The 26,027-nt window shown below is 33.5% G+C and carries 24 protein-coding genes; 22 read left to right on the top strand and 2 right to left on the bottom strand.

The window, feature by feature from the left end; all coding sequences use genetic code 11:
* Nucleotides 1-210 precede the first annotated feature (210 nt).
* From SBL16_RS10560 to SBL16_RS10630, 15 genes are all read left to right on the top strand, one after another.
* A complete protein-coding gene (locus SBL16_RS10560; protein ID WP_107611402.1) occupies nt 211-1,722 on the top strand; it encodes an NAD(P)H-binding protein in 1,512 nt (503 codons plus the stop codon).
* A gap of 420 nt (nt 1,723-2,142) precedes the next feature.
* Nucleotides 2,143-2,937 carry a VOC family protein gene (locus SBL16_RS10565; protein WP_107611403.1) on the top strand — a complete coding sequence of 265 codons (795 nt, stop codon included), beginning with the start codon at nt 2,143-2,145 and terminating at the stop codon, nt 2,935-2,937.
* A 4-nt stretch (nt 2,938-2,941) separates the two neighbouring features.
* Nucleotides 2,942-3,421 (top strand): CHAP domain-containing protein, encoded by a 480-nt coding sequence (locus tag SBL16_RS10570; protein ID WP_107611404.1) that lies wholly within the window; start codon nt 2,942-2,944, stop codon nt 3,419-3,421.
* 115 nt (nt 3,422-3,536) lie between these two features.
* Nucleotides 3,537-4,013, top strand: coding sequence for a signal peptidase II (gene lspA / locus SBL16_RS10575; RefSeq protein ID WP_107611405.1), 477 nt, complete (start codon nt 3,537-3,539; stop codon nt 4,011-4,013).
* Between the two features lie 11 nt (nt 4,014-4,024).
* Nucleotides 4,025-4,942 (top strand): RluA family pseudouridine synthase, encoded by a 918-nt coding sequence (locus SBL16_RS10580; protein ID WP_107611406.1) that lies wholly within the window; start codon nt 4,025-4,027, stop codon nt 4,940-4,942.
* Nucleotides 4,943-5,388: 446 nt separating this feature from the next.
* Complete coding sequence (gene pyrR, locus SBL16_RS10585; RefSeq protein WP_317954018.1) at nt 5,389-5,916, top strand: bifunctional pyr operon transcriptional regulator/uracil phosphoribosyltransferase PyrR; 528 nt, start codon at nt 5,389-5,391, stop codon at nt 5,914-5,916.
* Between the two features lie 231 nt (nt 5,917-6,147).
* Entirely contained in the window at nt 6,148-7,458 is a 1,311-nt protein-coding gene (locus SBL16_RS10590) for a uracil-xanthine permease family protein (protein ID WP_107611408.1), read from the top strand.
* 32 nt (nt 7,459-7,490) lie between these two features.
* A complete protein-coding gene (locus SBL16_RS10595; protein ID WP_107611409.1) occupies nt 7,491-8,384 on the top strand; it encodes an aspartate carbamoyltransferase catalytic subunit in 894 nt (297 codons plus the stop codon).
* A 3-nt stretch (nt 8,385-8,387) separates the two neighbouring features.
* Nucleotides 8,388-9,662 (top strand): dihydroorotase, encoded by a 1,275-nt coding sequence (locus SBL16_RS10600; RefSeq protein WP_107611410.1) that lies wholly within the window; start codon nt 8,388-8,390, stop codon nt 9,660-9,662.
* Nucleotides 9,663-10,763, top strand: coding sequence for a carbamoyl phosphate synthase small subunit (locus SBL16_RS10605; protein ID WP_107611411.1), 1,101 nt, complete (start codon nt 9,663-9,665; stop codon nt 10,761-10,763).
* Complete coding sequence (carB, locus tag SBL16_RS10610; protein WP_107611412.1) at nt 10,756-13,929, top strand: carbamoyl-phosphate synthase large subunit; 3,174 nt, start codon at nt 10,756-10,758, stop codon at nt 13,927-13,929. Before SBL16_RS10605 ends, carB begins: the two co-directional genes overlap by 8 nt.
* A gap of 96 nt (nt 13,930-14,025) precedes the next feature.
* Entirely contained in the window at nt 14,026-14,718 is a 693-nt protein-coding gene (pyrF, locus tag SBL16_RS10615) for an orotidine-5'-phosphate decarboxylase (RefSeq protein ID WP_011275995.1), read from the top strand.
* Nucleotide 14,719: 1 nt separating this feature from the next.
* Entirely contained in the window at nt 14,720-15,328 is a 609-nt protein-coding gene (gene pyrE, locus SBL16_RS10620; protein WP_037536306.1) for an orotate phosphoribosyltransferase, read from the top strand.
* A 30-nt stretch (nt 15,329-15,358) separates the two neighbouring features.
* Nucleotides 15,359-15,586 carry a hypothetical protein gene (locus SBL16_RS10625; protein ID WP_233641622.1) on the top strand — a complete coding sequence of 76 codons (228 nt, stop codon included), beginning with the start codon at nt 15,359-15,361 and terminating at the stop codon, nt 15,584-15,586.
* A 336-nt stretch (nt 15,587-15,922) separates the two neighbouring features.
* Nucleotides 15,923-16,327: a VOC family protein gene (locus SBL16_RS10630; RefSeq protein ID WP_107611414.1), complete on the top strand. Its 405-nt coding sequence runs from the start codon at nt 15,923-15,925 to the stop codon at nt 16,325-16,327.
* A 77-nt stretch (nt 16,328-16,404) separates the two neighbouring features.
* On the opposite strand, the gene SBL16_RS10635 is transcribed toward SBL16_RS10630, so the two are convergent.
* The gene (locus SBL16_RS10635) at nt 16,405-18,102 is read right to left on the bottom strand and encodes an NFACT family protein (protein WP_053017060.1); all 1,698 of its coding nucleotides are present in this window, start codon (nt 18,100-18,102) and stop codon (nt 16,405-16,407) included.
* Between the two features lie 158 nt (nt 18,103-18,260).
* Here SBL16_RS10635 and gmk point away from each other — a divergent pair, with 158 nt between their 5' ends.
* The 4 genes from gmk to priA all read left to right on the top strand — a co-directional run bounded on the left by gmk (nt 18,261) and on the right by priA (nt 22,866).
* A complete protein-coding gene (gmk, locus tag SBL16_RS10640) occupies nt 18,261-18,884 on the top strand; it encodes a guanylate kinase (protein ID WP_016930696.1) in 624 nt (207 codons plus the stop codon).
* A complete protein-coding gene (gene rpoZ / locus SBL16_RS10645) occupies nt 18,884-19,096 on the top strand; it encodes a DNA-directed RNA polymerase subunit omega (protein ID WP_107611415.1) in 213 nt (70 codons plus the stop codon). The genes gmk and rpoZ overlap by 1 nt, the downstream gene beginning before the upstream one ends.
* A 162-nt stretch (nt 19,097-19,258) precedes the next feature.
* Nucleotides 19,259-20,458 carry a bifunctional phosphopantothenoylcysteine decarboxylase/phosphopantothenate--cysteine ligase CoaBC gene (gene coaBC, locus SBL16_RS10650; RefSeq protein ID WP_107611416.1) on the top strand — a complete coding sequence of 400 codons (1,200 nt, stop codon included), beginning with the start codon at nt 19,259-19,261 and terminating at the stop codon, nt 20,456-20,458.
* The gene (gene priA / locus SBL16_RS10655) at nt 20,458-22,866 is read left to right on the top strand and encodes a primosomal protein N' (protein ID WP_107611417.1); all 2,409 of its coding nucleotides are present in this window, start codon (nt 20,458-20,460) and stop codon (nt 22,864-22,866) included. Before coaBC ends, priA begins: the two co-directional genes overlap by 1 nt.
* A gap of 62 nt (nt 22,867-22,928) precedes the next feature.
* Here priA and SBL16_RS10660 read toward each other — a convergent pair whose 3' ends face one another.
* Complete coding sequence (locus tag SBL16_RS10660; protein ID WP_037537906.1) at nt 22,929-23,132, bottom strand: TM2 domain-containing protein; 204 nt, start codon at nt 23,130-23,132, stop codon at nt 22,929-22,931.
* A gap of 177 nt (nt 23,133-23,309) precedes the next feature.
* On the opposite strand from SBL16_RS10660, the gene SBL16_RS10665 reads away from it, so the two are divergent.
* Genes SBL16_RS10665 through rsmB form a run of 3 tightly spaced genes read left to right on the top strand, consistent with a single transcriptional unit; the run spans nt 23,310 to nt 26,027 of the window.
* On the top strand, nt 23,310-23,798 hold the full coding sequence (locus SBL16_RS10665; protein WP_037537904.1) for a peptide deformylase: 489 nt from the start codon (nt 23,310-23,312) through the stop codon (nt 23,796-23,798).
* Nucleotides 23,791-24,723, top strand: coding sequence for a methionyl-tRNA formyltransferase (gene fmt, locus SBL16_RS10670; RefSeq protein WP_107611450.1), 933 nt, complete (start codon nt 23,791-23,793; stop codon nt 24,721-24,723). Before SBL16_RS10665 ends, fmt begins: the two co-directional genes overlap by 8 nt.
* Complete coding sequence (gene rsmB / locus SBL16_RS10675) at nt 24,720-26,027, top strand: 16S rRNA (cytosine(967)-C(5))-methyltransferase RsmB (protein ID WP_107611418.1); 1,308 nt, start codon at nt 24,720-24,722, stop codon at nt 26,025-26,027. Before fmt ends, rsmB begins: the two co-directional genes overlap by 4 nt.

A 26,027-nucleotide genomic window follows, 5' to 3' on the forward strand; every position in this document is an offset into this window, starting at 1 on the left:
TCTCTCTACAACTATAAAAAATAGCTGTGAAAAAATCTATCGTCATAGATTTCTTCACAGCTAATCTTAGTATGTTTGTATTTACATTTATAATTTATAAGTAAAAATAATGACGATATGCAATGTTTCACTTTTTAATAAAAGGCTATTTAAATAGATATATTAATTAAATCAAGATTATTCGACTATTTAATAATTAGGGGTGAAATCATGAGTAAAATCTTATTAACAGGTGCATCTGGTTATATTGGAGGACATTTAAAAGATCAATTAAAAATGCATCATGATATTATAGCAATTTCAAGAAATACTAGTAACAAAGAAAATGAAGAGAATGTTACTTGGAAAGCTGCTGATTTATTTGATTTAGATGAGATAACAGAAGTAATGGAAGGAGTAGATACTGCAATTTACCTTGTCCATTCTATGATGCCAAACGCCAAGTTAACGCAAGCAAACTTTGAAGATATGGATGCTTTATTAGCAGATAATTTTGCGAGAGCTGCAAAGAAACAAGGCGTTAAACATATTGTATTTATGAGTGGTTTAATTCCAAATGAAGATAAACTATCTGCTCATTTACGTAGTCGTTTGGAATGTGAAAAAATTCTAGGTGCTTATGGTATACCTGTAAGTACATTAAGAGCTGGTTTAATTATTGGGGCTAAGGGAAGTTCTTATCCTATTTTAAAACGTTTAGTTGAACGATTGCCTGGTATGGTATTACCTACTTGGGCATACAATATGATAGCACCAGTTTCAATTAATGATGTAATTAATAAACTGGCATTACTAGTAGAGCGAACACCACAACATAATGAGGCTTTTGACATTACAGGACCCGAAATTATGAATTATAAAGAATTAATACAACGTACAGCATTAGTGCTAAATAAGCGATTACCAATCGTTGATTTACCAATTATACCTATTTGGGTAAGTAGATATTGGGTACAACTCATTTCACAAGTACCTAAAGAAATGGTTTACCCACTTATGAATAGTTTAGTTCATGATATGATTCCGCAACCAGAGCGCACGCATCCTGATATTTCTATTGGAGAGATGACGTATGAAGAAAGTGTGCAACAAGCGCTAGATGAAGAAAATGAAATAAATGAAAATCAAAACAAATCAAAAAAATCATCTAGTTCTAATAGTAAAGAACAAATTAAAGATGTTAGAGCAATATCACGCTTTAGAATTCCAGAAAATTATTCAATGGAAGATGTCTCAAAAACATATGCGAAGTTTATAAATAATATTACGTTACATTTAATTAATGGAACTATAAATGAAAATGAATTTAATATTAGTTTGCCATTTACTAATCAATTTATTTTAAAAATGGAACGTGATATGCAAGATTCTTCTAAAGATATGATTGTTTATAAAATCGTAGGTGGTAATTTAGCATTATCTAATAATGGTGGTAATGCTAGATTTGAATTTAGACGCATCTTGGATTCAAATGAAGCTATTATTGCATTACAAGAATATGAACCGACGTTACCTTGGTCTGTTTATAAGTTTACACAGGCTAATATCCATAAATCTGTAATGGAATTATTTGTTAATCATATGAATAATCTTGCAGATAAAGATAAAGATAAAGAAGCGACAACACAAAGTGATCAATTGTTTAGTACAATCGCGATGACTGCAGGAGCAGTTATAGGTGCATATGTTGGATCAAAAATTTATCATTTGATTAAAGCCTAAATGACGAAAAATTAGTATTAATTTTAAGCTAAATAAAATACACGACTAATAACTTCATAATTAGTGAGAAAAGACAATTTCTATGAATTATTATAGAAATTGCCTTTTCTTTTTTATGTTTGAATTAAGATGTGTAGCTTTATTAAACTTAAGTGCAACTGCACTTGTGTATGGCGTTCTTAAATAAATAACAAAACATAGTTGTGAAACTTTTAAGCAAGCATCTCGACTTAAGTGAAATAATGAACCCAATTTCTAAGACACTACTTTAGAAGTTAATAAATTGCAATATACATACAAAGACTGATAAAATTTTATATATTTTAAGATAAAATAGTAGGTATTATTTTCATTGAATTGTATTTTTCATCCAGTAAAAGAAGTAAGTTATATTTAGTCATGCAGTATTAGGAGGCCATAATGTTTCATTCAAAACATTCACATTTTGTAAATGGTATAACTTTAAATGTTAGAAATTTAGCAGACTTAAGACCATTTTATGAAACTATATTGGGATTTGAAGTTATTACAGAAACAAATCATTCTGTTCAGTACGAGATAGGTCAGTCAAATCATTTTTTAACATTAAATGAAGTTATAAATGGTAGGGAACCACTTTTATCTGAAGCAGGATTATTTTATGTAGGTATAATGCTTCCTAATATTACAGATTTAGCCGATTTACTTGTACAAATGACAGACTTTGAAATTCCGGTCAATGGTGGAGAACAAAGTGTTTGTACGTCCCTCTTTTTTGAAGATCCAGAGGGGAATGCGTACAAGTTTTATGTCGACCATGATATGGATTACTGGGGCTACGATAATGAAAATGTAAAGTTAGATATTGAAGCAATCAATGTTACACGTTTACTAACAAATGTATCAGAACAAACTTGGCAAGGGATTCCTAAAGGCACTAAAATAGGAAATTTATCACTTAAAACGATACATATGTCAGAGGTTGAATCTTATTATTTAAGATATTTTGGACTTGAACCATCTGCGTTTTTAGATAAGTTTTCACTCTATATGTCTTCAAATCAATACTATCATCATTTAGCTGTTAATCAATGGTTATCAAGTACTAAACGTGTGATGAATAACGTAACATATGGTCTTGCTTTAATTGATTATTATTATCCCGAAACAACGCATATTGATGTTAAAGGTCCAGATGGGCTTTGTTTTAGATTTAATTTTATAGAAGTAGTGTGATTTAATGAAGAAATATATACTTATAATGGTTTTAGGAAGTGCACTTTTCACTGGTGGAGCGATATATGATGGAATTGATAATCAAGATATGACGCAACCGACAATTCATTTTTGGGAAAAGAACCCAATGAAATTAAACTTATATGCTAAAGGCCAATGTACGTATTATGTGTTTGATAGAATTAGACAAGATGGCAATATGATTAGTAATAGATGGGGAGATGCCAAATATTGGGCTAATGAAGCAAGCAAAGAAGGATATAAAGTTAATGATAATCCAAGTGTTGGTTCAATCCTTCAATATCCAAAAGGTCAACATGGTCATGTTGCATATGTAGACAAAGTTAATCATGATGGCTCGTTAACCGTTTTTGATATGAATTATCGTAAACCATATGAAGTTACTAAGCGCACAGTTTACGAATACCAAGTAGATGAATTTAATTATATTCATCCTAAGAAAAATCAAAGTGAAAACGCATAATGAACTACAGTTACTAATATCATCATCTATTTGTAACTGTAGCTTTTTTTATATAGAGGAGTAAGCTATAATGTAGAGTGTTGTCAAAGTGTAGTGTGTGAATGGAGGCACGTGAATGAAAAAGAAATATTATATAACCATATCTTTAATAGTAGCAATCGCTATATTAATTATTGACCAAGTCACAAAACGGATTATTGCTACAGCAATGAATATTGGTGATTCATATGAAGTTATTCCTAATTTTTTAAATATAACATCACATAGAAACAATGGTGCAGCATGGGGAATTCTTAGTGGTAAAATGGGATTCTTTTATATTATTACGATAGTTATTCTCATCGTACTTGTACTATTTTATATTAAAGAAGCAAAGTATAATCTATTTATGCAAGTTGCAATAAGTTTACTATTTGCAGGTGCATTAGGTAACTTTATTGATCGATTAGTTAATGGTGAAGTAGTTGATTTTGTTGATACTAATATTTTTGGATATGATTTCCCAATATTTAATGTTGCGGATTCAAGTTTAACAATAGGTGTATTGTTCATAATCATTGCCTTACTTAAAGATGCGAATTCAAAAGAATAGGAGGCTATAATTTGAAAACACATGAATTTAAAATTGAAAACCAAGAACTTGTTGGACAGCGTATTGATAAATTATTACCTGAATTCAATAATGAATGGTCTAGAAGTCAAATTCAAGATTTGATTAAAGAAGATTTAGTTACAGTTAACGAAAAAGTGATTAAGTCTAATTACAAAGTTAAATTAAATGATCTTATTATCGTTACAGAGAAGGAAGTTGTCGAAGCCGATATTCAGCCAGAGAACCTAAATTTAAATATCTATTATGAAGATGAAGATGTAGCGATAGTTTATAAACCTAAAGGCATGGTAGTACATCCATCACCAGGTCATTATTCTGGTACATTAGTTAATGGCTTAATGTACCAAATTAAAGATTTATCTGGAATTAATGGTGAAATTCGCCCAGGTATAGTTCATCGTATTGATAAAGATACTTCAGGGTTATTAATGGTTGCCAAAAATGATATTGCTCATAGAGGGTTAGTGGAACAATTAATGGATAAATCCGTTAAAAGAAAATATACCGCTTTAGTACATGGAAATATTCCACATGATTATGGCACGATTGATGCGCCTATCGGACGTAACGAGAAAGATCGACAATCAATGGATGTCGTTGATAACGGTAAAGAAGCGGTTACACACTTTAATGTTTTAGAACATTTTAATGATTACACATTAATTGAATGTCAATTAGAGACAGGGCGTACGCACCAAATTCGTGTTCATATGAAATATATTGGTTTCCCACTTGTTGGTGATCCAAAGTATGGTCCACGGAAAACACTTGATATTGGTGGACAAGCATTACATGCAGGTGTTATAGGATTTGAACACCCTGTTACTCATGAATACATTGAACGTCAAGCAGAACTGCCTAAAGAATTTGAAACACTTTTAGAAGATATTCGCTTAAGAGATGCATAAGAAGAGAATAGTTTGGTAGCCCGCAAAGTTTCAACGCTTTGTGGGTATTTTTTCTAATTTCACATTTAATCAATGATTCTTTAATACGTATGTTTCGAAAAGTTAGACTAATTTTTTAGTATTTCTCAAATTCGATTAACTACAGTAAAAGTATTATTTATTTACAATTGATAATTTTAAAAATTGCATTGACTTATAGCTCAAAAAGTTTTAAGCTAGTAACAGTTCAAAAAAGAAATCGGTGTCTTTAAAAGAGAGTCCAGAGAGGCTTCAAAGACAATGAGTATAATTCTATATACTTTCTTAAAATAATTCAGCGAAATATATGAATTATTTTATTAGAATGGCTTTATCATGTAATGTATAACATTACATGTGTGTATATAAATTTGCCCTCATGTCTTTGAAAAAGGCATGAGGGTTTTTTAATTTTAAGAGGTGAGATAATGTCTGAGCAAATCATCATGGATGAAGCTACAATACAACGTACTGTAACGCGTATGGCACATGAAATTCTTGAATATAACAAAGGTACAGAAAATCTTGTGTTACTCGGAATTAAAACGAGAGGCGAATTTTTAGCAAGACGTATACAAGACAAAATCAATCAAATTGAACAAAAAACAGTTCCAACAGGTACAATTGATATTACACATTTTCGAGATGATATTGAAATTGCTAACAAGCAAATTACTCAAGATGCAATAGAAATTGATGCTGAAATTAACGATAAGGTAGTCGTCATCATTGATGATGTACTTTATACAGGAAGAACTGTTAGAGCTTCATTAGATGCAATTCTGCTTCATTCTCGACCGATTAAAATTGGCTTAGCCGCACTTGTAGATCGAGGACATCGAGAATTACCAATAAGAGCAGATTTTGTAGGGAAAAACATACCAACTTCTAAAGAAGAATCTGTTTTAGTGTATTTAAACGAAAAAGATTCACAGAATGCAGTAATAATTGAATAAAGACCTTTTAAATCAGTACGAGAGACTGAAAAAGGTAAAGTATTCAAAAGTGAGTGTAGGTTACGATGATAGAATAGTCAGTACTAATAACCATCTCACTATATTTGAATGCTTTGTCACGTAGATACGGATAACGATAAGTATGAGTGCTTATCTGTATGTTTACTACGATTTTTTAGTCTCTTTACATTTAAATGTAAAGAGACTTTTTTTATGAAAGGAAGAAAAAAGATGGAAAATGAACAAATGTTTGAACGCACCGTCAAACCGGTGTTAGACGTACAAGACAAACCTAAACCAACACAATGGGCGCTACTGAGTTTACAACATTTATTTGCAATGTTTGGTTCTACAGTATTAGTGCCATTCCTAACTGGCTTGCCAATATCAGCTGCTTTACTTGCATCTGGGATAGGAACATTGTTTTATATATTAATTACTAAGGCAAAGATTCCAGCATATTTAGGATCAAGTTTCGCATTTATCACACCAATTATTACTGGATTAAGTACACATAGCTTAGGAGACATGTTAGTAGCACTATTCGCTAGTGGCGTAATGTATGTCATCATCGGTATCCTAATCAAAATCAGTGGTACAGGATGGTTAATGCATTTACTTCCACCGGTAGTTGTAGGTCCAGTAATCATGGTAATTGGATTAAGTTTAGCACCAACGGCAGTTAATATGGCAATGTACGAGAACTCAGGAGATATGAAAGGGTACAATTTAAGCTATCTGGTTGTCGCGCTTATTACATTACTTGTAACAATAATTGTGCAAGGGTTCTTCAAAGGTTTCTTATCACTTATACCGGTACTTTTTGGTATCATTATTGGCTATATTGTTTCAATCTTTATGGGATTAGTTAACTTTTCGAATATTGCTAAAGCAAACTGGATTGATTTCCCACATATCTATTTACCATTCAAAGATTATGTGCCATCGATACACCTTGGTTTAATACTCGTTATGTTACCAATCGTTTTCGTAACCGTTAGTGAGCATATCGGTCACCAAATGGTTATCAACAAAATCGTAGGTAGAAACTTCTTCGAGGATCCAGGTTTACATCGCTCAATAATCGGAGATGGTGTTTCAACAATGTTCGCTAGTATTATTGGTGGTCCACCAAGCACAACATACGGTGAAAACATCGGTGTACTAGCAATAACAAAGATTTACAGTATCTATGTTATTGGCGGTGCAGCGGTTATAGCGATTGTCTTATCATTTATTGGTAAGTTCTCAGCGTTGATTTCTTCAATACCGACACCGGTAATGGGCGGCGTGTCCATCCTATTGTTCGGTATTATAGCAGCAAGTGGACTAAGAATGTTAGTTGAAAGTAACATTGATTTTGCAAGCAACCGCAACCTAGTAATCGCATCAGTCATCTTAGTAGTAGGTATAGGTAACTTACTCATCAATTTAAAAGGTTTAGGTGTAAACCTTCAAATCGAAGGTATGGCACTAGCAGCACTTTCAGGTATTATCTTAAATTTAATTTTGCCAAAAGAAAAACAGGATTCAAAAAACTAATTTAACAAGGATTATTTATCAGGAGGCGCCTTATGAATAACTTATTATCTATGGAACATTTATCTAACGAGGACATTTACGATTTAATTCAAACAGCTTGTGATTACAAATCAGGAAAGCAAACATTACCACAATTCGAAGGGAAGTTTGTTTCTAATTTATTCTTCGAAAATTCAACTCGAACAAAGTGTAGCTTTGAAGTAGCAGAACAAAAATTAGGACTTAAAGAAGTTAATTTTGAAACGAGTACTTCATCAGTACAAAAAGGCGAATCACTGTATGATACATGTAAAACACTTGAAAGTATAGGTGTTGATTTACTAGTAATCAGACATTCTCAAAATGCATACTATGAAGAATTAGAAAATCTTAATATTCCGATTGCTAATGCTGGAGATGGTAGTGGTCAACATCCTACACAAAGTCTGTTAGATATTATGACAATCTATGAGGAATATGGTTCATTTGAAGAATTAAACATTTTAATATGTGGTGATATTAAAAATTCACGTGTAGCGCGAAGTAATTTCATAAGTCTAACTTCATTAGGCGCAAATGTAATGTTCTCAAGTCCAGATGAATGGGTGGACGACTCATTAGATGCACCATATGTTCAAATTGATGATGTCATCGACCAAGTAGATATTGTTATGTTGTTACGTGTTCAACATGAACGTCATGGTATTACTGGAGAAGCTAATTTCGAGGCAAATGATTACCATGAACAATATGGTTTGACAATGGATAGATACAATAAGTTAAAAGATAAAGCAATCGTAATGCACCCTGCACCAGTTAACAGAGGAGTAGAAATCGATAGTGAATTAGTTGAAGCACCAAAGGCACGAATTTTTAAACAAATGACTAATGGCATGTATTTAAGAATGTCAGTAATCAATAAACTATTATCAGGAAAAGAGGCGTAAACATTGAAATTAATTAAAAATGCTCAAATTTTAGATAACGGTGAACTTAAACAAGCATCCATTTTAATAGATGGTCAGCACATCAAAGAAATTAACAATAACATTGAAGTAGATGAAAATGTTGAAGTAATTGATGCACAAGGTCATTTTGTAGCACCAGGTTTAATCGATGTTCATGTTCATTTACGTGAGCCTGGTGGGGAACATAAGGAGACAATTGAAACAGGTACAAAAGCTGCAGCACGTGGAGGATTCACAACTGTATGTCCAATGCCTAATACACGTCCAGTACCAGACTCAGTTGAACATATGGATCGATTACAACAATTAATTCAAGATAATGCGCAAGTCCGTGTATTACCATATGCTTCAATAACTGTGCGTCAAGCTGGAAAAGAACATGTTGACTTTGATGCATTAGCAAAGCAAGGTGCGTTTGCTTTCACTGACGACGGCGTTGGTGTGCAGGAATCAGCAATGATGTATGAAGCAATGCAACAAGCTGCAAAGGTCAACAAAGCAGTTGTAGCACATTGTGAAGATAATAGTTTAATTTATGGCGGTGCTATGCATCAAGGTAAACGTAGTGAAGAACTTGGTATACCTGGTATTCCAAATATTTGTGAAGCGGTACAAATAGCAAGAGATGTATTATTAGCTGAAGCAGCTAACTGTCATTATCATGTATGTCACGTATCGACAAAAGAAAGTGTCAGAGCTATTCGTGATGCTAAAGCAGCAGGTATTCATGTGACGGCTGAAGTTACACCACATCATTTACTGTTAACTGAAGATGATGTTCCAGGGGATAATGCAATCTATAAAATGAACCCTCCTTTAAGAAGTAAAGAAGATAGAGACGCATTATTAGAAGGATTATTAGATGGCACAATTGATTGTATCGCAACAGACCATGCACCACATGCTAAAGAAAAGAAAGCACAGCCAATGACTAAAGCACCATTTGGCATAGTAGGAAGTGAAACAGCTTTCCCATTACTTTACACGCATTTTGTAAAAAATGGTGACTGGTCATTACAACAATTAGTTGACTACCTAACAATTAAACCAGCACAAACATTTGATTTACCTTATGGCAAATTGGAAGAAGGTTGCTTTGCTGACTTAACGATTATCAATTTAGATGAAGAACGTGAAATCAAAGGTGAAGATTTCTTATCTAAAGCAGACAACACACCATTCATTGGTTACAAAGTTTATGGTAATCCAATTTTAACAATGGTAGAAGGCGAAGTTAAATTTAAGGAGGATAAATAAATGCTTGAGCGACGTTATCTTGTATTAGAGGATGGGACTTATTTTGAAGGGTATCAATTAGGATCTAATGATTTATCTGTGGGAGAAATCGTATTTAACACAGCGATGACTGGATACCAAGAGACGATATCAGACCCTTCATATACTGGTCAAATCATTACATTCACATACCCATTAATCGGTAATTACGGTATCAATAGAGATGACTTCGAGGCACTAACACCAACTTTGAATGGTGTAGTAGTGAAAGAAGCAAGCACACATCCTAGTAACTTTAGAAACCAAAAGACGTTACATGATGTGCTTGTTCAATACAAGATACCTGGCATTTCAGGTGTAGATACACGTAGCATCACACGTAAAATTAGACAACACGGTGTTTTAAAAGCTGGGTTTACTGATAACCGAGATGACATTGATTCATTAATTAACACATTAAAAAGTACTGAATTACCTCGCGATGAGGTGGAAACAGTATCTACTAAAACACCTTATGTTTCAACAGGTTCAGATTTGAGTGTAGTCTTATTAGACTTTGGTAAAAAACAAAATATTGTCAGAGAATTAAATATGCGTGGCTGTAACGTAACTGTAGTACCATATAACACCACTGCTGAAGAAATATTAGCCATGTCACCAGATGGTGTCATGTTATCAAATGGTCCTGGTGATCCAGATGTTGTAGAGGTTGCAATAGAAATGATTAAAGGTATTTTAGGTAAAATTCCATTCTTTGGAATTTGCTTAGGACATCAATTATTTGCATTATCTCAAGGTGCAACATCATTTAAAATGAAATTCGGTCATCGTGGCGCTAATCATCCCGTAAAAGACTTACGTAGTGGGAAAGTTGATATTACAAGTCAAAACCATGGTTATGCTATCGATAAAAATTCATTGGTAAATACTGACTTAGAAGTAACTCATATTGCACTTAATGATGGTACTGTTGAAGGATTAAGACATAAAAGCTTGCCAGCATTCTCTGTACAATATCATCCTGAAGCAAGACCAGGTCCAAGTGACTCAAATTATTTATTCGATGAATTTATGACTATGATGAAAGAATTTAAAGAAAAGGAGCAAACAGCAAATGCCTAAACGTGACGATATACAAACGATTCTAGTGATTGGATCAGGTCCAATTATCATCGGACAAGCTGCAGAATTTGATTACGCAGGTACACAAGCGTGTCTTGCCTTAAAAGAAGAAGGCTACCGTGTCATATTAGTAAATTCTAATCCAGCAACAATTATGACGGATAAAGAAATTGCAGATAAAGTTTATATCGAACCGTTAACACACGACTTTATTGCACGTATCATACGTAAAGAACAACCTGATGCATTGCTACCAACTTTAGGTGGTCAAACAGGATTAAATATGGCTATTCAATTACATGATAGTGGTGTATTAGAGGCTAATAATGTGAAATTACTTGGTACAGAATTAAAGTCAATTCAACAAGCAGAAGATAGAGAGCTATTTAGATCATTAATGAATGATTTGAATGTACCTGTTCCTGAAAGCGATATTGTGAATAATGTTGAACAAGCATTTGCATTCAAAGATGAAGTAGGTTATCCACTCATCGTTCGTCCAGCATTTACTATGGGCGGTACAGGTGGTGGCATATGCTACAATGATGAAGAATTAAAAGAAGTAGTGAGTAATGGATTGCATTACAGCCCAGCTACACAATGCTTAATTGAAAAGTCAATTGCTGGTTTCAAAGAAATCGAGTATGAAGTAATGCGCGATAAAAATGACAATGCTATTGTGGTTTGTAATATGGAGAATATAGATCCTGTAGGTATTCATACAGGTGACTCTATCGTAGTTGCGCCAAGTCAAACATTATCAGATGTTGAATATCAAATGTTACGTGATGTATCTTTAAAAGTAATTAGAGCATTAGGTATTGAAGGAGGATGTAATGTTCAACTTGCATTAGATCCACATTCATTTAATTACTACATTATTGAAGTGAATCCACGTGTATCTCGTTCATCAGCGCTTGCATCTAAAGCAACTGGATATCCAATAGCGAAATTAGCTGCGAAGATTGCAGTGGGCTTAACATTGGATGAAATGCTAAACCCAGTTACAGGCACATCATATGCAGCCTTTGAACCAACACTAGATTATGTTATTTCCAAAATTCCAAGATTCCCATTTGATAAATTTGAAAAGGGTGAACGTGAATTAGGTACTCAAATGAAAGCCACTGGTGAAGTAATGGCTATAGGACGTACATATGAAGAATCTTTATTAAAAGCGATACGTTCACTTGAATACGGTGTACATCATTTAGGTTTACCAAATGGAGAGAGTTTTGACTTAGATTATATTAAGGAACGCATCAGTCATCAAGATGATGAAAGACTCTTCTTTATAGGTGAAGCAATTAGACGTGGTACAACACTTAAAGAAATACACAATATGACGCAAATCGATTATTTCTTCTTAAATAAATTCCAAAATATCATTAATATTGAACATGAATTAAAAAATCACCCAGGAGATTTGGAATATCTTAAATATGCTAAAGATTATGGATTTAGTGATAGAGTAATAGCACATCGGTTCGGCATGACAGAATCAGAAGTATATCAATTACGCCAAGATAATAATATTAAACCAGTTTACAAAATGGTTGATACTTGTGCTGCAGAGTTTGAATCAACAACGCCATACTACTATGGCACATATGAAACTGAAAATGAGTCAATTGTAACTGATAAAGAGAAAATCTTAGTGCTTGGTTCAGGTCCTATTCGTATTGGACAAGGGGTAGAATTTGACTATGCTACTGTACACGCTGTATGGGCAATCCAAAATGCTGGGTATGAGGCAATTATCGTGAATAATAACCCTGAAACAGTATCTACTGACTTTTCAATTTCAGATAAGTTATACTTTGAGCCGCTAACTGAAGAAGATGTGATGAACATTATTAATTTAGAACAACCTAAAGGTGTTGTAGTTCAATTTGGTGGTCAAACAGCAATTAACTTAGCAGATAAACTAGCTAAACATGGTGTCAAAATATTAGGTACGTCTTTAGAAGATTTAAATCGTGCTGAGGATAGAAAAGAATTCGAAGCGTTATTGCATACGATTGATGTACCTCAACCTAAAGGTAAGACTGCAACTTCTCCAAGTGAGGCACTAACGAATGCACGTGAAATTGGTTATCCTGTAGTTGTAAGACCATCTTATGTGCTCGGTGGTCGCGCAATGGAAATTGTGAATAGCGATGCAGAATTAGAAAATTATATGGAGCAAGCTGTTAAAGCTAGCCCTGAGCACCCAGTGTTAGTTGATAGATACTTAACAGGTAAAGAGATAGAAGTCGATGCAATTTCAGATGGAGAAACAGTTATCATTCCAGGTATTATGGAACATATAGAACGTGCTGGTGTGCATAGTGGTGACTCTATAGCTGTATATCCGCCTCAAACGTTAAGTCAAGAAGATATCGATACGCTAGAGGATTATACTATCAAATTAGCAAAAGGGTTGAACATCGTTGGTCTAATTAATATTCAGTTTGTTATTGCACATGACGGTGTTTACGTATTAGAAGTAAACCCTCGTGCAAGTCGTACCGTACCTTTCTTAAGTAAAATTACCGATATTCAAATGGCACAACTAGCGATGCAAGCTATTATGGGTACTCGTCTTAAAGACTTAGGCTATAAACAAGGTGTACAACCTTATTCAGAGGGTGTGTTTGTTAAAGCACCAGTATTTAGTTTTAATAAACTAAAAAATGTTGATGTGACATTGGGACCAGAAATGAAATCTACCGGTGAAGTTATGGGTAAAAATTTAACTTTAGAAAAAGCACTTTACAAAGGATTAACAGGTAGTGGTGTAGAAGTTAAAGATCACGGTACTGTTCTTATGACAGTAAGTGATAAAGATAAAGATGAAATTGTTAAAATAGCACACCGTTTAAATGAAGTAGGCTATAAAATTTTAGCAACTCAAGGTACTGCGGAAAAATTAAAAGAAGACAACATTCCAGTTGAAGTTGTAGGCAAAATTGGTGGCGACGATGATTTACTAACACGTATACAAAATGGCGAAGTACAAATTGTCATTAATACGATGACTAAGGGTAAAGAAGTAGAAAGAGACGGGTTCCAAATTCGTCGTACAACAGTTGAGAATGGTGTGCCTTGTCTAACTTCATTAGATACGGCTAATGCTTTAACAAATGTAATTGAAAGTATGACATTTTCAATGAGAACTATGTAGATTTACAACTTGAGAACGACAAGGGCGTTATAAGTCAGTGGATATTTTTAAACTGATTATGGCGACCAAGTCGTTCATTTTCAAAGGAGCTATAATATGAAAGATTTACCTATCATAGCATTAGATTTCGAATCGGCAACTAAAGTTAATACATTCTTGGACCAATTTGATGAACCACTTTTCGTGAAAATTGGAATGGAACTTTTCTATCAAGCGGGCCCCGATTTGATTAAATCGATTAAATCTCGTGGCCATGACATATTCTTAGATTTGAAGCTACATGATATTCCAAACACAGTTGAAAAAGCAATGGAAGGCTTAGGAAAGTTAGATGTAGACTTAGTTAATGTGCATGCAGCTGGAGGTACAGACATGATGAAAGCTGCAGTAAGGGGTTTGCACAAATATAGTAATGATACAAAGATCATTGCTGTGACGCAATTAACATCTACAACAGAAGAAATGCTACGTAATGAACAAAACATTCAGACGACGATTGAAGAAGCAGTGTTAAACTATGCTACTTTAACACAACAAGCTGGTCTAGATGGTGTGGTTTGTTCTCCACTTGAAGCAGAATTGCTAACAAACAAATTAGGTTCTAATTTCTTAAAAGTCACACCAGGTATTAGACCACAAGGGGCTGCTGTAGATGATCAAAAACGTATTACTACACCTGAAGATGCTAAACAATTAGGGGCAACACATATCGTAGTTGGGCGACCAATAACCCAAAGCGAGAATCCTGTGGAAAGTTATCATACTATTAAAGAAAGTTGGTTAGGTTAATATGGCTAAAGAAATAGCAAAATCTTTGTTAGATATTGAAGCAGTAACATTATCTCCGAATGACTTATATACGTGGAGTTCAGGTATCAAATCTCCTATCTACTGTGATAACCGCGTAACATTAGGTTATCCTGAAGTGCGACGTGCCATTCGTGATGGTTTAAGTCAAATGATTATTGAACAATTTGGTGACGTAGATATTGTTTCTGGTACAGCCACAGCAGGTATTCCTCATGCCGCTTACATCTCTGAAAAGTTAAATTTACCTATGAATTATGTTCGTTCTAAAAGTAAAAGTCATGGTAAACAAAATCAAATTGAAGGAGCAGTAAGTAAAGGGAAGAAAGTGGTAGTAGTAGAAGATTTAATTTCTACAGGTGGATCTTCAATTACAGCAGTTGAAGCTTTAAAGGAAGCTGGTGCTGATGTTTTAGGTGTCGTTGCCATTTTCACTTATGGCTTAAAGAAGGCAGATGATATGTTTAATGAAATTAATGTTCCATTTTATACATTAAGTAATTATAATGAGTTAATTGAAGTGGCTCGTGAAGAAGGAAAAATTTCTGAGAATGATATACAGACTTTAGTTGAATGGAGAGATAACTTGTAATATGCTATGTCAAAAGGGGGATTGATTGTGATGACTGATAGTGAGGCCAACCGTTTCTATAACAATATGAAACATGTTAACGAATTCTTATATAGAGAAGAAGATTTTAAATCCCCGGATAACACAATGTCGATTGACAATAGTATTAGAGAAATGAGTGGAACTCAGCCAAAAGTGAGTATGGATTCATTTGTGCATACGAGTGATTTCTTTAAAAAAGCTAAAGAAACGTTAAGGCAAAAAGGTAAAATAGATTAAAAACGTGGTATATATGACAAATACTTTTTCATAAATAGTTAAAAAGTAGTCATATATTCCACGTTTTTGTTTATAAAAAGAAAATATAAAACAATAAATTAGCGAATAAAAATTTTAATTAATACCCATCCGATAAGTAAGACAATAAGCATAGATAAAATCGGTATAATAAGATGCATCATATTAGAAAGCCTCCAATTGAACTTTAGTTTAATTTTAACTTGAAAATAGTATAAGTCAAAAATTTAGATTAAAAGAATCAAATATTCAAATTTTTTCAAAATAATTAAAATTAGTCTAAAATAAGTATTAAAGATATAGAGAGGGGGAATTATTGTGGAAATGCCGAAAATAACAACATTTCTAATGTTTAATAATCAAGCAGAAGAAGCTATAAATTTATATACGAGTCTATTTGAAAACAGTGAAATTTTAACTATGGTGAAGTATGGTGAAGAGGGACCAGGCGTTCCTGGAACAGTACAACATTCTATATTTACGTTGAATGGAGAAGTATTTATGGCAATCGATGCTGATAATGGAGAAGATTTACCGATGAATCCATCCATTTCTTTATATATAACTGTTGATAATGCCATGGAAATGGAACGACTATTTAATGGTTTGAAGAAAGAAGGCGCTATATTGATGCCTAAAACTGCAATGCCACCATTCCGCGAATTCGCATGGGTGCAAGATAAATTTGGCGTTAGTTTTCAACTCGCGTTGCCTGAAAAATAAAAAATAGGATTAGAACCGAATGTATAAATGCATTTGGTTCTAATCCTATTATTTATTATATATTTTTTTTGTCATTCTTATTTGACTTTCATACTTTGAATTTTGTCATAATCTGGAGTTGCAAATAATGTTTTTTGATTGTCATAAGTTACAAACCCAGGTTTAGCGCCTGATGGTTTATGAACATTTCTTATTTCCGTATAGTCCACGGGAATTTGACCAGAATTACCCGCTTTTGAGAAATAACCAGCTAACATAGCTGCCTCTTTAATCGTTTCTTCACTTGGTGCATCATTCAAAATGACAACGTGTGAACCTGGAATATCTTTTGTATGGAACCATATATGGGTCTTTTGAGCTTTGCGATTAGTTAAATAATCATTTTGTTTATTATTTTTACCTACTAATATAGTATCGCCATCCGTAGAGATATATGTTTGAAGTTGAATTTTATCATGCTTCTTCTTTTTGATGTTTTTACGTTGCTTCATAAATCCCTGTTCTGCTAATTCATCGCGAATATCATCAATTTCATCAACTGTAATATGATCTAATTGTTGTTCAATATTTGCAAAATAGTCTATGTTTTCACGTGTTAAATGAATTTGATGATCTAATTCACGTTCACGTGTTTTCATACGATTATATTGCTTGTAGTAATATTGCGCATTAACTGATGGTGATTTAGTAGGATTCAAAGGTATCGTTATTTCCTCATTGGTGTAGTAATTTAATACAGTTACAGCGTCATCACCTTGATTAATACGATAAATATTAGCGGTAATTAATTCACCGTAAAGTTGTTGCTTATCTTTATCTTTAGCACTTTCATATTCATCAATTAGTTTACTTAATTTATGCTGATATTTTTGAGATTGTTGTTGCACAAATCGAACTAAATCATTTGCGCGTTGTTTAACGCGTTCTCTTTCACCACGTGCATCATAGTAGCGATCTAATAATTCATGTAAGGACGCATATTCAACCATGTCATCATGAAATTGATTTAATTTCATAAAATAAAAATCTTCTTTTCCAGTTTCATGATTTTTATGGAAAATAGGGACGGGTGTTTTCAATGTCTGGTTGATAACTTCGTCATATGCTTTAGGTAGCGTTTCCGTTGTCATAAATTGATAGCGATTAACGATTTCATTAGTAATGAGAGGACTAAAGCCTTCGAAAGTGTTTAATAATTGTTTCGCAATTTTACCACTATTGAAATCTATATATTTTAAAGCTTCTTCGCCTGTTATATTAAAAGGGTTCAATTTGTTTTGAGTAGGTGGCGCTTCATATTTGAATCCTGGCATAACAGTACGATATTGATTGGTATTAGGGGTTAAATGTTTAAACCCTTCAATTATTTTGTAATTGTCATCAACAAGTAACAAGTTACTATGTTTACCCATGATTTCTAAGATAACCGTGCGATAAATGGTATCACCAATTTCATCTTTACTTTCAATATCGATTTCAATACGACGGTCATTGCCAATCTGACGTATAGCTTTAATAATGCCACCTTCTAGATGCTTTCTAAAAACACGAGCAAACATTGGCGGTTCGAATGGATTATCATATTTTTTAGTCGTAATATGCATTCTTGAAAAACTAGGGTGTATGGATAGTAATAGTTGATGATTTTTGCGATTTTGACGTATAACCATAAGGATAGTGTCATTTTCAGGTTGGTTGATTTTATGAATTCGTCCTGATACTAAAAACTGTATTGATTCAACTATTTTTTTAGTGAATAAGCCATCATATGCCATAAATAATTTCCACCTTCAATTTAATCATTCAGTATATTGTAACATGGTAGAATGATAGCGTCATGATTTAAGTTTATGTTGCATACTCTATACAATTTTAACTACAATATGATATTATATTTAAATAATAGAAGAATAGCTTAGAGAGGTCGTAAGGCATGGATAATGAAAAAGGATTACTAATTGTTCTTTCAGGTCCTTCAGGAGTAGGCAAAGGAACTGTTCGCAAAGAGATATTTGATGATCCAACTACATCATATAAGTACTCTATTTCAATGACGACACGAAATATGCGTGAAGGTGAAGTTGATGGTGTAGATTACTTTTTTAAGACGAAAGAAGAATTTGAAGCTTTAATTCAGGAAGATCAATTTATTGAATATGCTGAATACGTTGGAAATTACTATGGTACACCTGTTCAATATGTTAAGGATACGATGGCTGCTGGACATGATGTGTTCTTAGAAATCGAAGTAGAGGGTGCCAAACAAGTAAGAAAGAAATTTCCAGATGCATTATTTATCTTCCTTGCACCACCTAGCTTAGATCATTTGAAAGAGCGTTTAGTTGGACGTGGCACTGAATCAGACGAGAAGATACAATCCAGAGTAAATGAAGCACGTAAAGAAGTAGAGATGATGAATCTTTATGACTATGTTGTGGTAAACGATGAAGTCCATTTAGCGAAAGAACGTATTCAATCAATTGTTGAAGCAGAACACTTAAAACGCGAACGTGTTGAAGCTATATATAGAAAAATGTTATTGGAGGCCAAAAAATAATGTTAAACCCACCATTGAACCAGTTACAATCTAAAATTAATTCTAAATATTTAATTGCTACGACTGCAGCTAAGCGTGCACGTGAATTAGATGAAAGACCTGAAACGGCTTTATTAAGTGGATATCATTCAGCTAAACCTGTTGGTGAAGCGTTAGAAGAAATTGCTAGCGGTAAAATTACACCAGTAGTTGCTGATGAGTTCACAATGTAGAAAATGAATTAAATATAATTTTTTGTATGCACATCTTATTGATTTAAGTATAACCACTTTTCAATAAGATGTGTCTTTTTAATTAAACGTTTAATTTGTGTATAATAAATTTAATATAAATTATGATTAATAATCGAGATAGTAAAAGGGAGAAATACGATTATGAAACACATTTTACTAGCTGTTACAGGTGGTATTGCAGCATATAAAGCAATAGATTTAGCGAGCAAATTAACACAAGCCGGTTACGATGTACGTGTGATGTTATCAGAACATGCTCAAGAATTTGTTACTCCACTCGCTTTCCAAGCTATTAGTAGAAATCCAGTATATACTAATACGTTTAAGGAAGAGAATCCACAAGAAATTCAACATATCGCACTAGGTGATTGGGCAGATGCGATTGTAGTTGCCCCAGCTACTGCCAATGTGATAGCTAAATTAAGTGTGGGAATAGCAGATGATATTCTGACATCAACCTTGATAGCTACTGAGACGCCAAAGTTTATTGCCCCAGCAATGAATGTACATATGTATGAGAACAACCGCACGCAACATAATATTAACGTTTTAATGGAAGATGGATATCACTTTATTGAACCTGGGGATGGTTATTTAGCATGTGGTTATGTTGCTAAAGGACGAATGGAAGAACCTTTGCAGATTGTCAAAGTTCTGAATGATTTTTTCAATTCTCAAAAGATAAAAGAAGAGAGTTCATTTAAAGGTAAACATGCTTTAGTGACAGCTGGACCAACAGTCGAGGTGATTGACCCAGTTCGTTTTGTATCAAATCGTTCTTCTGGAAAAATGGGTTACGCATTAGCTGAGGCATTAAGAAATAGAGGCGCACATGTTACATTAGTAACTGGACCAACACAACTAGCTGATCCGATTGGTGTAGATGTTGTTCATATTGAAAGTGCAGAGGAAATGTTTGAAGCGGTGACGACACGTTTTGATAAGCAAGATATAGTTATTAAAGCAGCAGCTGTTTCAGATTATACACCAATGGAAGTATTAGATCATAAAATGAAAAAGCAAGATGGCGATTTAGCTGTGACGTTTAAACGTACTAAAGATATTCTTAAATATTTAGGTGAACATAAAGGACAACAATACTTAGTTGGGTTCGCTGCTGAAACGCAAAATATAGAAGCATATGCACAAGATAAGTTAAAACGAAAAAATGCAGATGTCATTATTTCAAATAATGTAGGTGACAAGACGATTGGTTTTAAATCAGATGATAATGAATTGACAATGCATTTTAAAAATAAAGAAATGATTAATATTAAGAGAGGCAAAAAAGTTCAATTAGCTGAACAAATTTTAGATGAATTAGAAACTAGGTGGCAATAATGATTGCAAAGGTAATAGTAGATATTCCTTCTAAGAGCGTTGACTTCAAATTTGATTATCTTATACCTAAAAATTTAGAAGCGTTTATTCAAGTTGGCGTCAGAGTTGTAGTTCCATTTGGTCCTCGTACAATTCAAGGATACGTGATGAATATTGAAACCGAACCAAGTGATGATATTAATCTTGAAAAACTTAAAGAAATCAAAGAAGTCCAAGATATAAAACCTGAATTAACTTCTGAATTAATTCAATTAAGTGAATGGATTAGCCATTATCATGTATCAAAAAGTATCTCTGTATTAGAGGTCATGTTACCGAGTGCTATCAAAGCTAAATATACTAAAGTCTTTGAAGTTGTGAAACATAATGATATGGATGAGCAGTTGCTGAAATTTTTTGATTCCGACGGTCAATATAAGTATAAAGATGCTCAAAAAAATGACCATCTTCCTATTTTAAATAAACTCTTAAAGGCTGGGACTGTAAAAGAAGTAACCCTATTATCTCAAAACATTAAAAAGAAAACACAGAAAGCTGTACGTATTATAGATGGATATCATCCAGATGAAGTCCTTGCTAAACTTGAGAAAAAAATCAAACAATATGATGTATATGCTTACCTTCTCGATGAGCGCCATAAAACTGTCTTTTTAAAAGATATGGAAGAAATGGGTTTTTCTAAATCAAGTATTGATGGATTAGTTAAAAAAGGTTTCATCGAAAAATATAATGCTGAAGTAGAGCGTGATCCTTTTGCTAATCGAGTGTTTGAACAAGAAGAGAAACGAGAACTGACTTCAGAACAACGTATTGCTTATGAAAATATTAAAGAGAAAATTAATAATAGTGAACAACGAACATTCTTACTACATGGCGTGACAGGTTCAGGTAAAACTGAAGTCTACTTGCAAACAATTGAAGAAGTACTTAATAAAGGTAAAGAAGCAATGATGTTAGTCCCTGAAATTGCATTAACACCTCAAATGGTTTTACGATTTAAGCGTCGTTTTGGTGATGATGTAGCAGTATTACATTCTGGCTTATCTAATGGTGAACGGTATGATGAATGGCAAAAGATTAGAGATGGTAGAGCCCGTGTAAGTGTTGGAGCTCGTTCAAGTATTTTTGCCCCTTTTAAAAATTTAGGAATTATCATTATAGATGAAGAGCATGAATCAACGTATAAACAAGAGGATTATCCCCGTTATCACGCGAGAGATATTGCTGAATGGAGAAGTCAATTTCATCAATGTCCTCTAGTCTTAGGAAGTGCAACACCAAGTTTAGAATCATATGCGCGTGCTGAAAAAGGTGTGTATCAGCTACTAACGTTACCTACAAGGGTTAATCAACAGGCTTTACCATCAATAGATATTGTTGACATGCGAGAAGAATTAAGCGCTGGCAATCGTTCGATGTTTTCTAATGAATTACGAGAGGCTATTGAAGAACGATTACGTAAAAATGAGCAAATCGTATTATTTCTTAATCGTCGAGGATATGCATCATTTATGTTGTGTCGAGATTGTGGTTATGTACCACAATGTCCACACTGTGATATTTCATTAACCTATCATAAGTCTACGGACCAATTAAAATGTCATTATTGTGGTTATCATGAGGTGCCTCCGAATAAGTGTCCTAATTGTGAGAGTTCGCATATACGCCAAGTAGGGACTGGTACACAACGCGTAGAAGAAATCTTGCAACAAGAATTTGAAGAAGCACGTATTATACGAATGGATGTTGACACAACTTCTAGAAAAGGTGCTCACGAGAAATTACTTAATGAATTTGAAGAAGGTAAGGGCGATATTTTATTAGGTACACAAATGATTGCTAAAGGGTTGGACTATCCCAATATTACACTAGTAGGTGTTTTGAACGCAGATACAATGTTAAATCTACCTGATTTCCGTGCTAGTGAACGGACGTATCAACTATTAACGCAGGTAGCTGGAAGAGCGGGACGTCATGATAAACCGGGTAGAGTTATTATTCAAACATATAATCCAGAACACTATGCTATTGAAGATGTTCAAAAGAATGATTATCTAACCTTTTATCAAAAAGAAATGGAATACAGAAAGATAGGTAAATACCCACCATACTATTTCTTAATTAATTTTACGATATCTCATAAAAATATGAAAAGAGTGATGGAGGCCTCCAAACATATTCATCAAATTTTATTGCAACATCTAACGGATCGTGCGTTAGTTTTAGGGCCATCTCCAGCAGCCATCGCACGAATTAACAATGAACATCGTTTTCAAATTTTAGTTAAATATAAGAGCGAACCAGAATTACTGAAAGCACTTCAATTTTTAGATGATTATTATCATGAAGCTTATTTAAAAGATAAGCTAGCATTAAAAATAGACATTAATCCGCAAATATTAATGTAAAAAATAAGAGTTACGCAATTATTAAGGATGGGTTCCTAAATTGCGTAACTCTTTTACTTTAATTACATTACAACATTTCCGTTTTCATCTGCTGGTCTTAATAATGTTAGGACGCCACTTATAATTGCAATAATGTGAGGAATTCCTGTCCAGAAAAAGGCCAAGTGTAAAAGTCCTGACATTGTTTTACCTGCATAAAATTTATGAACGCCGAAACCACCTAAAAAGAATGCGAGCACAATGTATATAATTTTATTTACTTCCATATTTACACCTCCACTGTTAAATATTGTATTTATTGGTATCTTTAATATATATTTTAAAGGTATAAAAAATAAAAGCAATTAAAACAGATTGAAGTGCCTAAATTTAAGACTAAGGTCGCATTTCAAAGTGAATTAAGTTATAATTATATGATGAATTTTTCAAGAGGAGCATATTTAATGGCGATACAAAAATTAGTCCAGTCAACGCATCCTGTATTAACTAAAAAAGCACAACCTATTAAAGCGTATGATGCTACATTAAAAGATTTATTATTAGATTTGGAAGACACATTATATGCAGAAGAGGCCTCAGCTTTATGTGCGCCTCAAATCGGCATAAGTAAACAAGTAGCTATCATTGATATGGAAGTTGAAGGATTATTGCAACTAATCAATCCTAAAATTAAATCAGAATCTAATGATAAAATAATCGATCTTGAAGGCTCTGTAAATTTACCGGGTATATATGGAGAAGTCGAACGTAGTAAAATGATCACAATTGAAGCGAATGATTTAGAAGGTAATACGATTGAACTAACTGCATATGACGATGTAGCTAGAATGATACTGCATATAATCGATCAAATGAATGGTATACCATTTACAAAACGTGCACAGCATTTATTAACTGATGAAGAAGTGGAGGCGTATTTTGAAAATGACTAAAGTGATATTTATGGGGACACCTGATTTTTCAACTAAAGTATTGGAAATGTTAATCGAAGAGCAAGACGTTATAGCAGTCGTGACTCAACCCGACAGACCAGTTGGACGTAAACGGGTATTAACGCCACCACCTGTTAAACGAGTGGCTGAAGAACACAATTTACCTGTGTTTCAACCAGAAAAATTAAATCAATCTGATGAATTGGAGCAACTATTACAGTTAGAGCCCGATTTAATCGTTACTGCAGCGTTCGGACAGTTATTGCCTGAACAGTTATTACAATTACCTAAGTTAGGTGCAATTAATGTTCATGCATCATTATTACCAAAGTATCGCGGTGGCGCACCAATACATCAAGCGATAATAGATGGTGAAGCTCAAACAGGAATCACGATCATGTATATGGTTAAAAAGCTAGATGCAGGAAATATTATTTCACAAAAAGCTATTAATATTGAAGATAATGACGATGTAGGTACGATGCATGATAAGCTTAGTGTACTCGGTGCTAAACTACTAAAAGAAACGCTACCTTCAATCGTAAATCGCACGAATGATAGTATTGCACAAGATGATGCACAAGCAACATTCGCTTCAAATATTAGCAGAGAAGATGAAAGAATTGATTGGACTATGAATGCAAAAGATATTCATAATCATATTCGTGGCTTATCTCCATGGCCAGTTGGCTATACAACTATGGATGATACAAATTTAAAATTATATGCAGCACATATCGTCAGTAATAAAAAAGGTCAACCTGGTGAGATCATAGAGACGACTAAAAAGTCAATTGTTGTTGCTACAGGATCAGATGATGCAATTGCTTTAACAGATATTCAATTAGCTGGCAAGAAACGTATGCTGGCATCAAATTATTTAAGCGGTGTACAAGAATCGCTAGTTGGGAAAATATTAAAATGACACAATCAGTGAGAGAATTAGCGTTTCAAACAATTCAAGAAATATTGAATGACTATGCATACAGTAATCTGAGAATTAATGAAGTTTTATCTGCTGGTAATGTTTCTAATATCGATAAACCTTTATATACTGAACTCGTATATGGGACAGTAAAGAGAAAAATGACATTGGATTTCTATCTTAGACCTTTTGTGAAGACAAAAATAAAAAGTTGGGTCAGACAACTGTTATGGATGAGTTTATATCAATATATTTATCTAGATAAAGTACCGAATCATGCCATTATCAACGAAGCAGTAAATATTGCAAAGCATCGTGGGGGCCCTCATAACGGTAATGTTGTAAACGCAATATTGAGAACAATCTTTAGAAGTGAATTGCCAAGTTTAGAATCTATTAAGAATGATAAGCAGCGTATGGCCATTGAATATAGTATTCCAAAGTGGATTATTGAACATTGGATTACGCACTATGGTGTTGAAACGACACGAAAGATGGCATCATCATTTTTTGATCAAACTGCGGGTACAGTTCGTGTTAATACAAGTAAAAATAAAGTTGAAGACGTTGTGTCAAGTTTGCAAGGTGAAGGATATGAAGTTAAAGTCGATGAATTGATTCCATATTGTTTACATCTAAAAGGGCGTCCAATTATTGAATCTTCAAATTTTAAGAATGGAAATATTTCTATTCAAGATAAAAGCTCAATGTTTGTAGGATATTTGATGGGTGTTGAAGAAAATGACGTTATTTTAGATGCTTGTAGTGCACCTGGAGGTAAAGCGTGTCACATAGCTGAGTTATTGGCGCCAAGTGGTCACGTGGATGCTACAGATATCCATAAGCATAAAATTGGTTTAATAAAAGAAAATATTGTAAAGTTACAACTTAATAACATTAAAGCTTTTGATCATGATGCAACAAAACCATACAAAGATGTATATGACAAAATTCTTGTCGATGCACCGTGTAGTGGTTTAGGTGTGCTTAGACACAAGCCAGAAATTAAATATGTTCAAACTCAACAAGATATTCAAGACCTAGTTGAATTACAGTTAGAGATATTAGACAATGTAAAAGATAACTTGAAACCTGATGGTACACTAGTTTATTCAACATGCACTATTGAACAACTTGAAAATGAAAATGTTATTTATACATTTTTAAAAAATAATAAAGACTTTGAATTTGAACTTATGACTCACCCAGTTACCGGTGAACAAGTGAAGACAATACAAATTCTACCCCAAGACTTTAATTCGGATGGCTTTTTCATCACTAAAATAAAAAGAAAGGAAAGTTAA

The organism is Staphylococcus sp. NWU MK-U1, from assembly GCF_033283505.1.
In the GTDB taxonomy this organism is placed as follows: domain Bacteria; phylum Bacillota; class Bacilli; order Staphylococcales; family Staphylococcaceae; genus Staphylococcus; species Staphylococcus haemolyticus.

Coding starts and splice junctions, on each gene's coding strand:
- coaBC (WP_107611416.1), top strand. CDS start 19,259: ATGAAACACATTTTACTAGCTGTTACAGGTGGTATTGCAGCATATAAA.
- SBL16_RS10665 (WP_037537904.1), top strand. CDS start 23,310: ATGGCGATACAAAAATTAGTCCAGTCAACGCATCCTGTATTAACTAAA.
- lspA (WP_107611405.1), top strand. CDS start 3,537: ATGAAAAAGAAATATTATATAACCATATCTTTAATAGTAGCAATCGCT.
- SBL16_RS10605 (WP_107611411.1), top strand. CDS start 9,663: ATGCTTGAGCGACGTTATCTTGTATTAGAGGATGGGACTTATTTTGAA.
- carB (WP_107611412.1), top strand. CDS start 10,756: ATGCCTAAACGTGACGATATACAAACGATTCTAGTGATTGGATCAGGT.
- SBL16_RS10560 (WP_107611402.1), top strand. CDS start 211: ATGAGTAAAATCTTATTAACAGGTGCATCTGGTTATATTGGAGGACAT.
- pyrE (WP_037536306.1), top strand. CDS start 14,720: ATGGCTAAAGAAATAGCAAAATCTTTGTTAGATATTGAAGCAGTAACA.
- SBL16_RS10565 (WP_107611403.1), top strand. CDS start 2,143: ATGTTTCATTCAAAACATTCACATTTTGTAAATGGTATAACTTTAAAT.
- priA (WP_107611417.1), top strand. CDS start 20,458: ATGATTGCAAAGGTAATAGTAGATATTCCTTCTAAGAGCGTTGACTTC.
- fmt (WP_107611450.1), top strand. CDS start 23,791: ATGACTAAAGTGATATTTATGGGGACACCTGATTTTTCAACTAAAGTA.
- SBL16_RS10660 (WP_037537906.1), bottom strand. CDS start 23,132: ATGGAAGTAAATAAAATTATATACATTGTGCTCGCATTCTTTTTAGGT.
- SBL16_RS10595 (WP_107611409.1), top strand. CDS start 7,491: ATGAATAACTTATTATCTATGGAACATTTATCTAACGAGGACATTTAC.
- SBL16_RS10570 (WP_107611404.1), top strand. CDS start 2,942: ATGAAGAAATATATACTTATAATGGTTTTAGGAAGTGCACTTTTCACT.
- SBL16_RS10635 (WP_053017060.1), bottom strand. CDS start 18,102: ATGGCATATGATGGCTTATTCACTAAAAAAATAGTTGAATCAATACAG.
- rpoZ (WP_107611415.1), top strand. CDS start 18,884: ATGTTAAACCCACCATTGAACCAGTTACAATCTAAAATTAATTCTAAA.
- pyrR (WP_317954018.1), top strand. CDS start 5,389: ATGTCTGAGCAAATCATCATGGATGAAGCTACAATACAACGTACTGTA.
- rsmB (WP_107611418.1), top strand. CDS start 24,720: ATGACACAATCAGTGAGAGAATTAGCGTTTCAAACAATTCAAGAAATA.
- SBL16_RS10625 (WP_233641622.1), top strand. CDS start 15,359: ATGACTGATAGTGAGGCCAACCGTTTCTATAACAATATGAAACATGTT.
- pyrF (WP_011275995.1), top strand. CDS start 14,026: ATGAAAGATTTACCTATCATAGCATTAGATTTCGAATCGGCAACTAAA.
- gmk (WP_016930696.1), top strand. CDS start 18,261: ATGGATAATGAAAAAGGATTACTAATTGTTCTTTCAGGTCCTTCAGGA.
- SBL16_RS10590 (WP_107611408.1), top strand. CDS start 6,148: ATGGAAAATGAACAAATGTTTGAACGCACCGTCAAACCGGTGTTAGAC.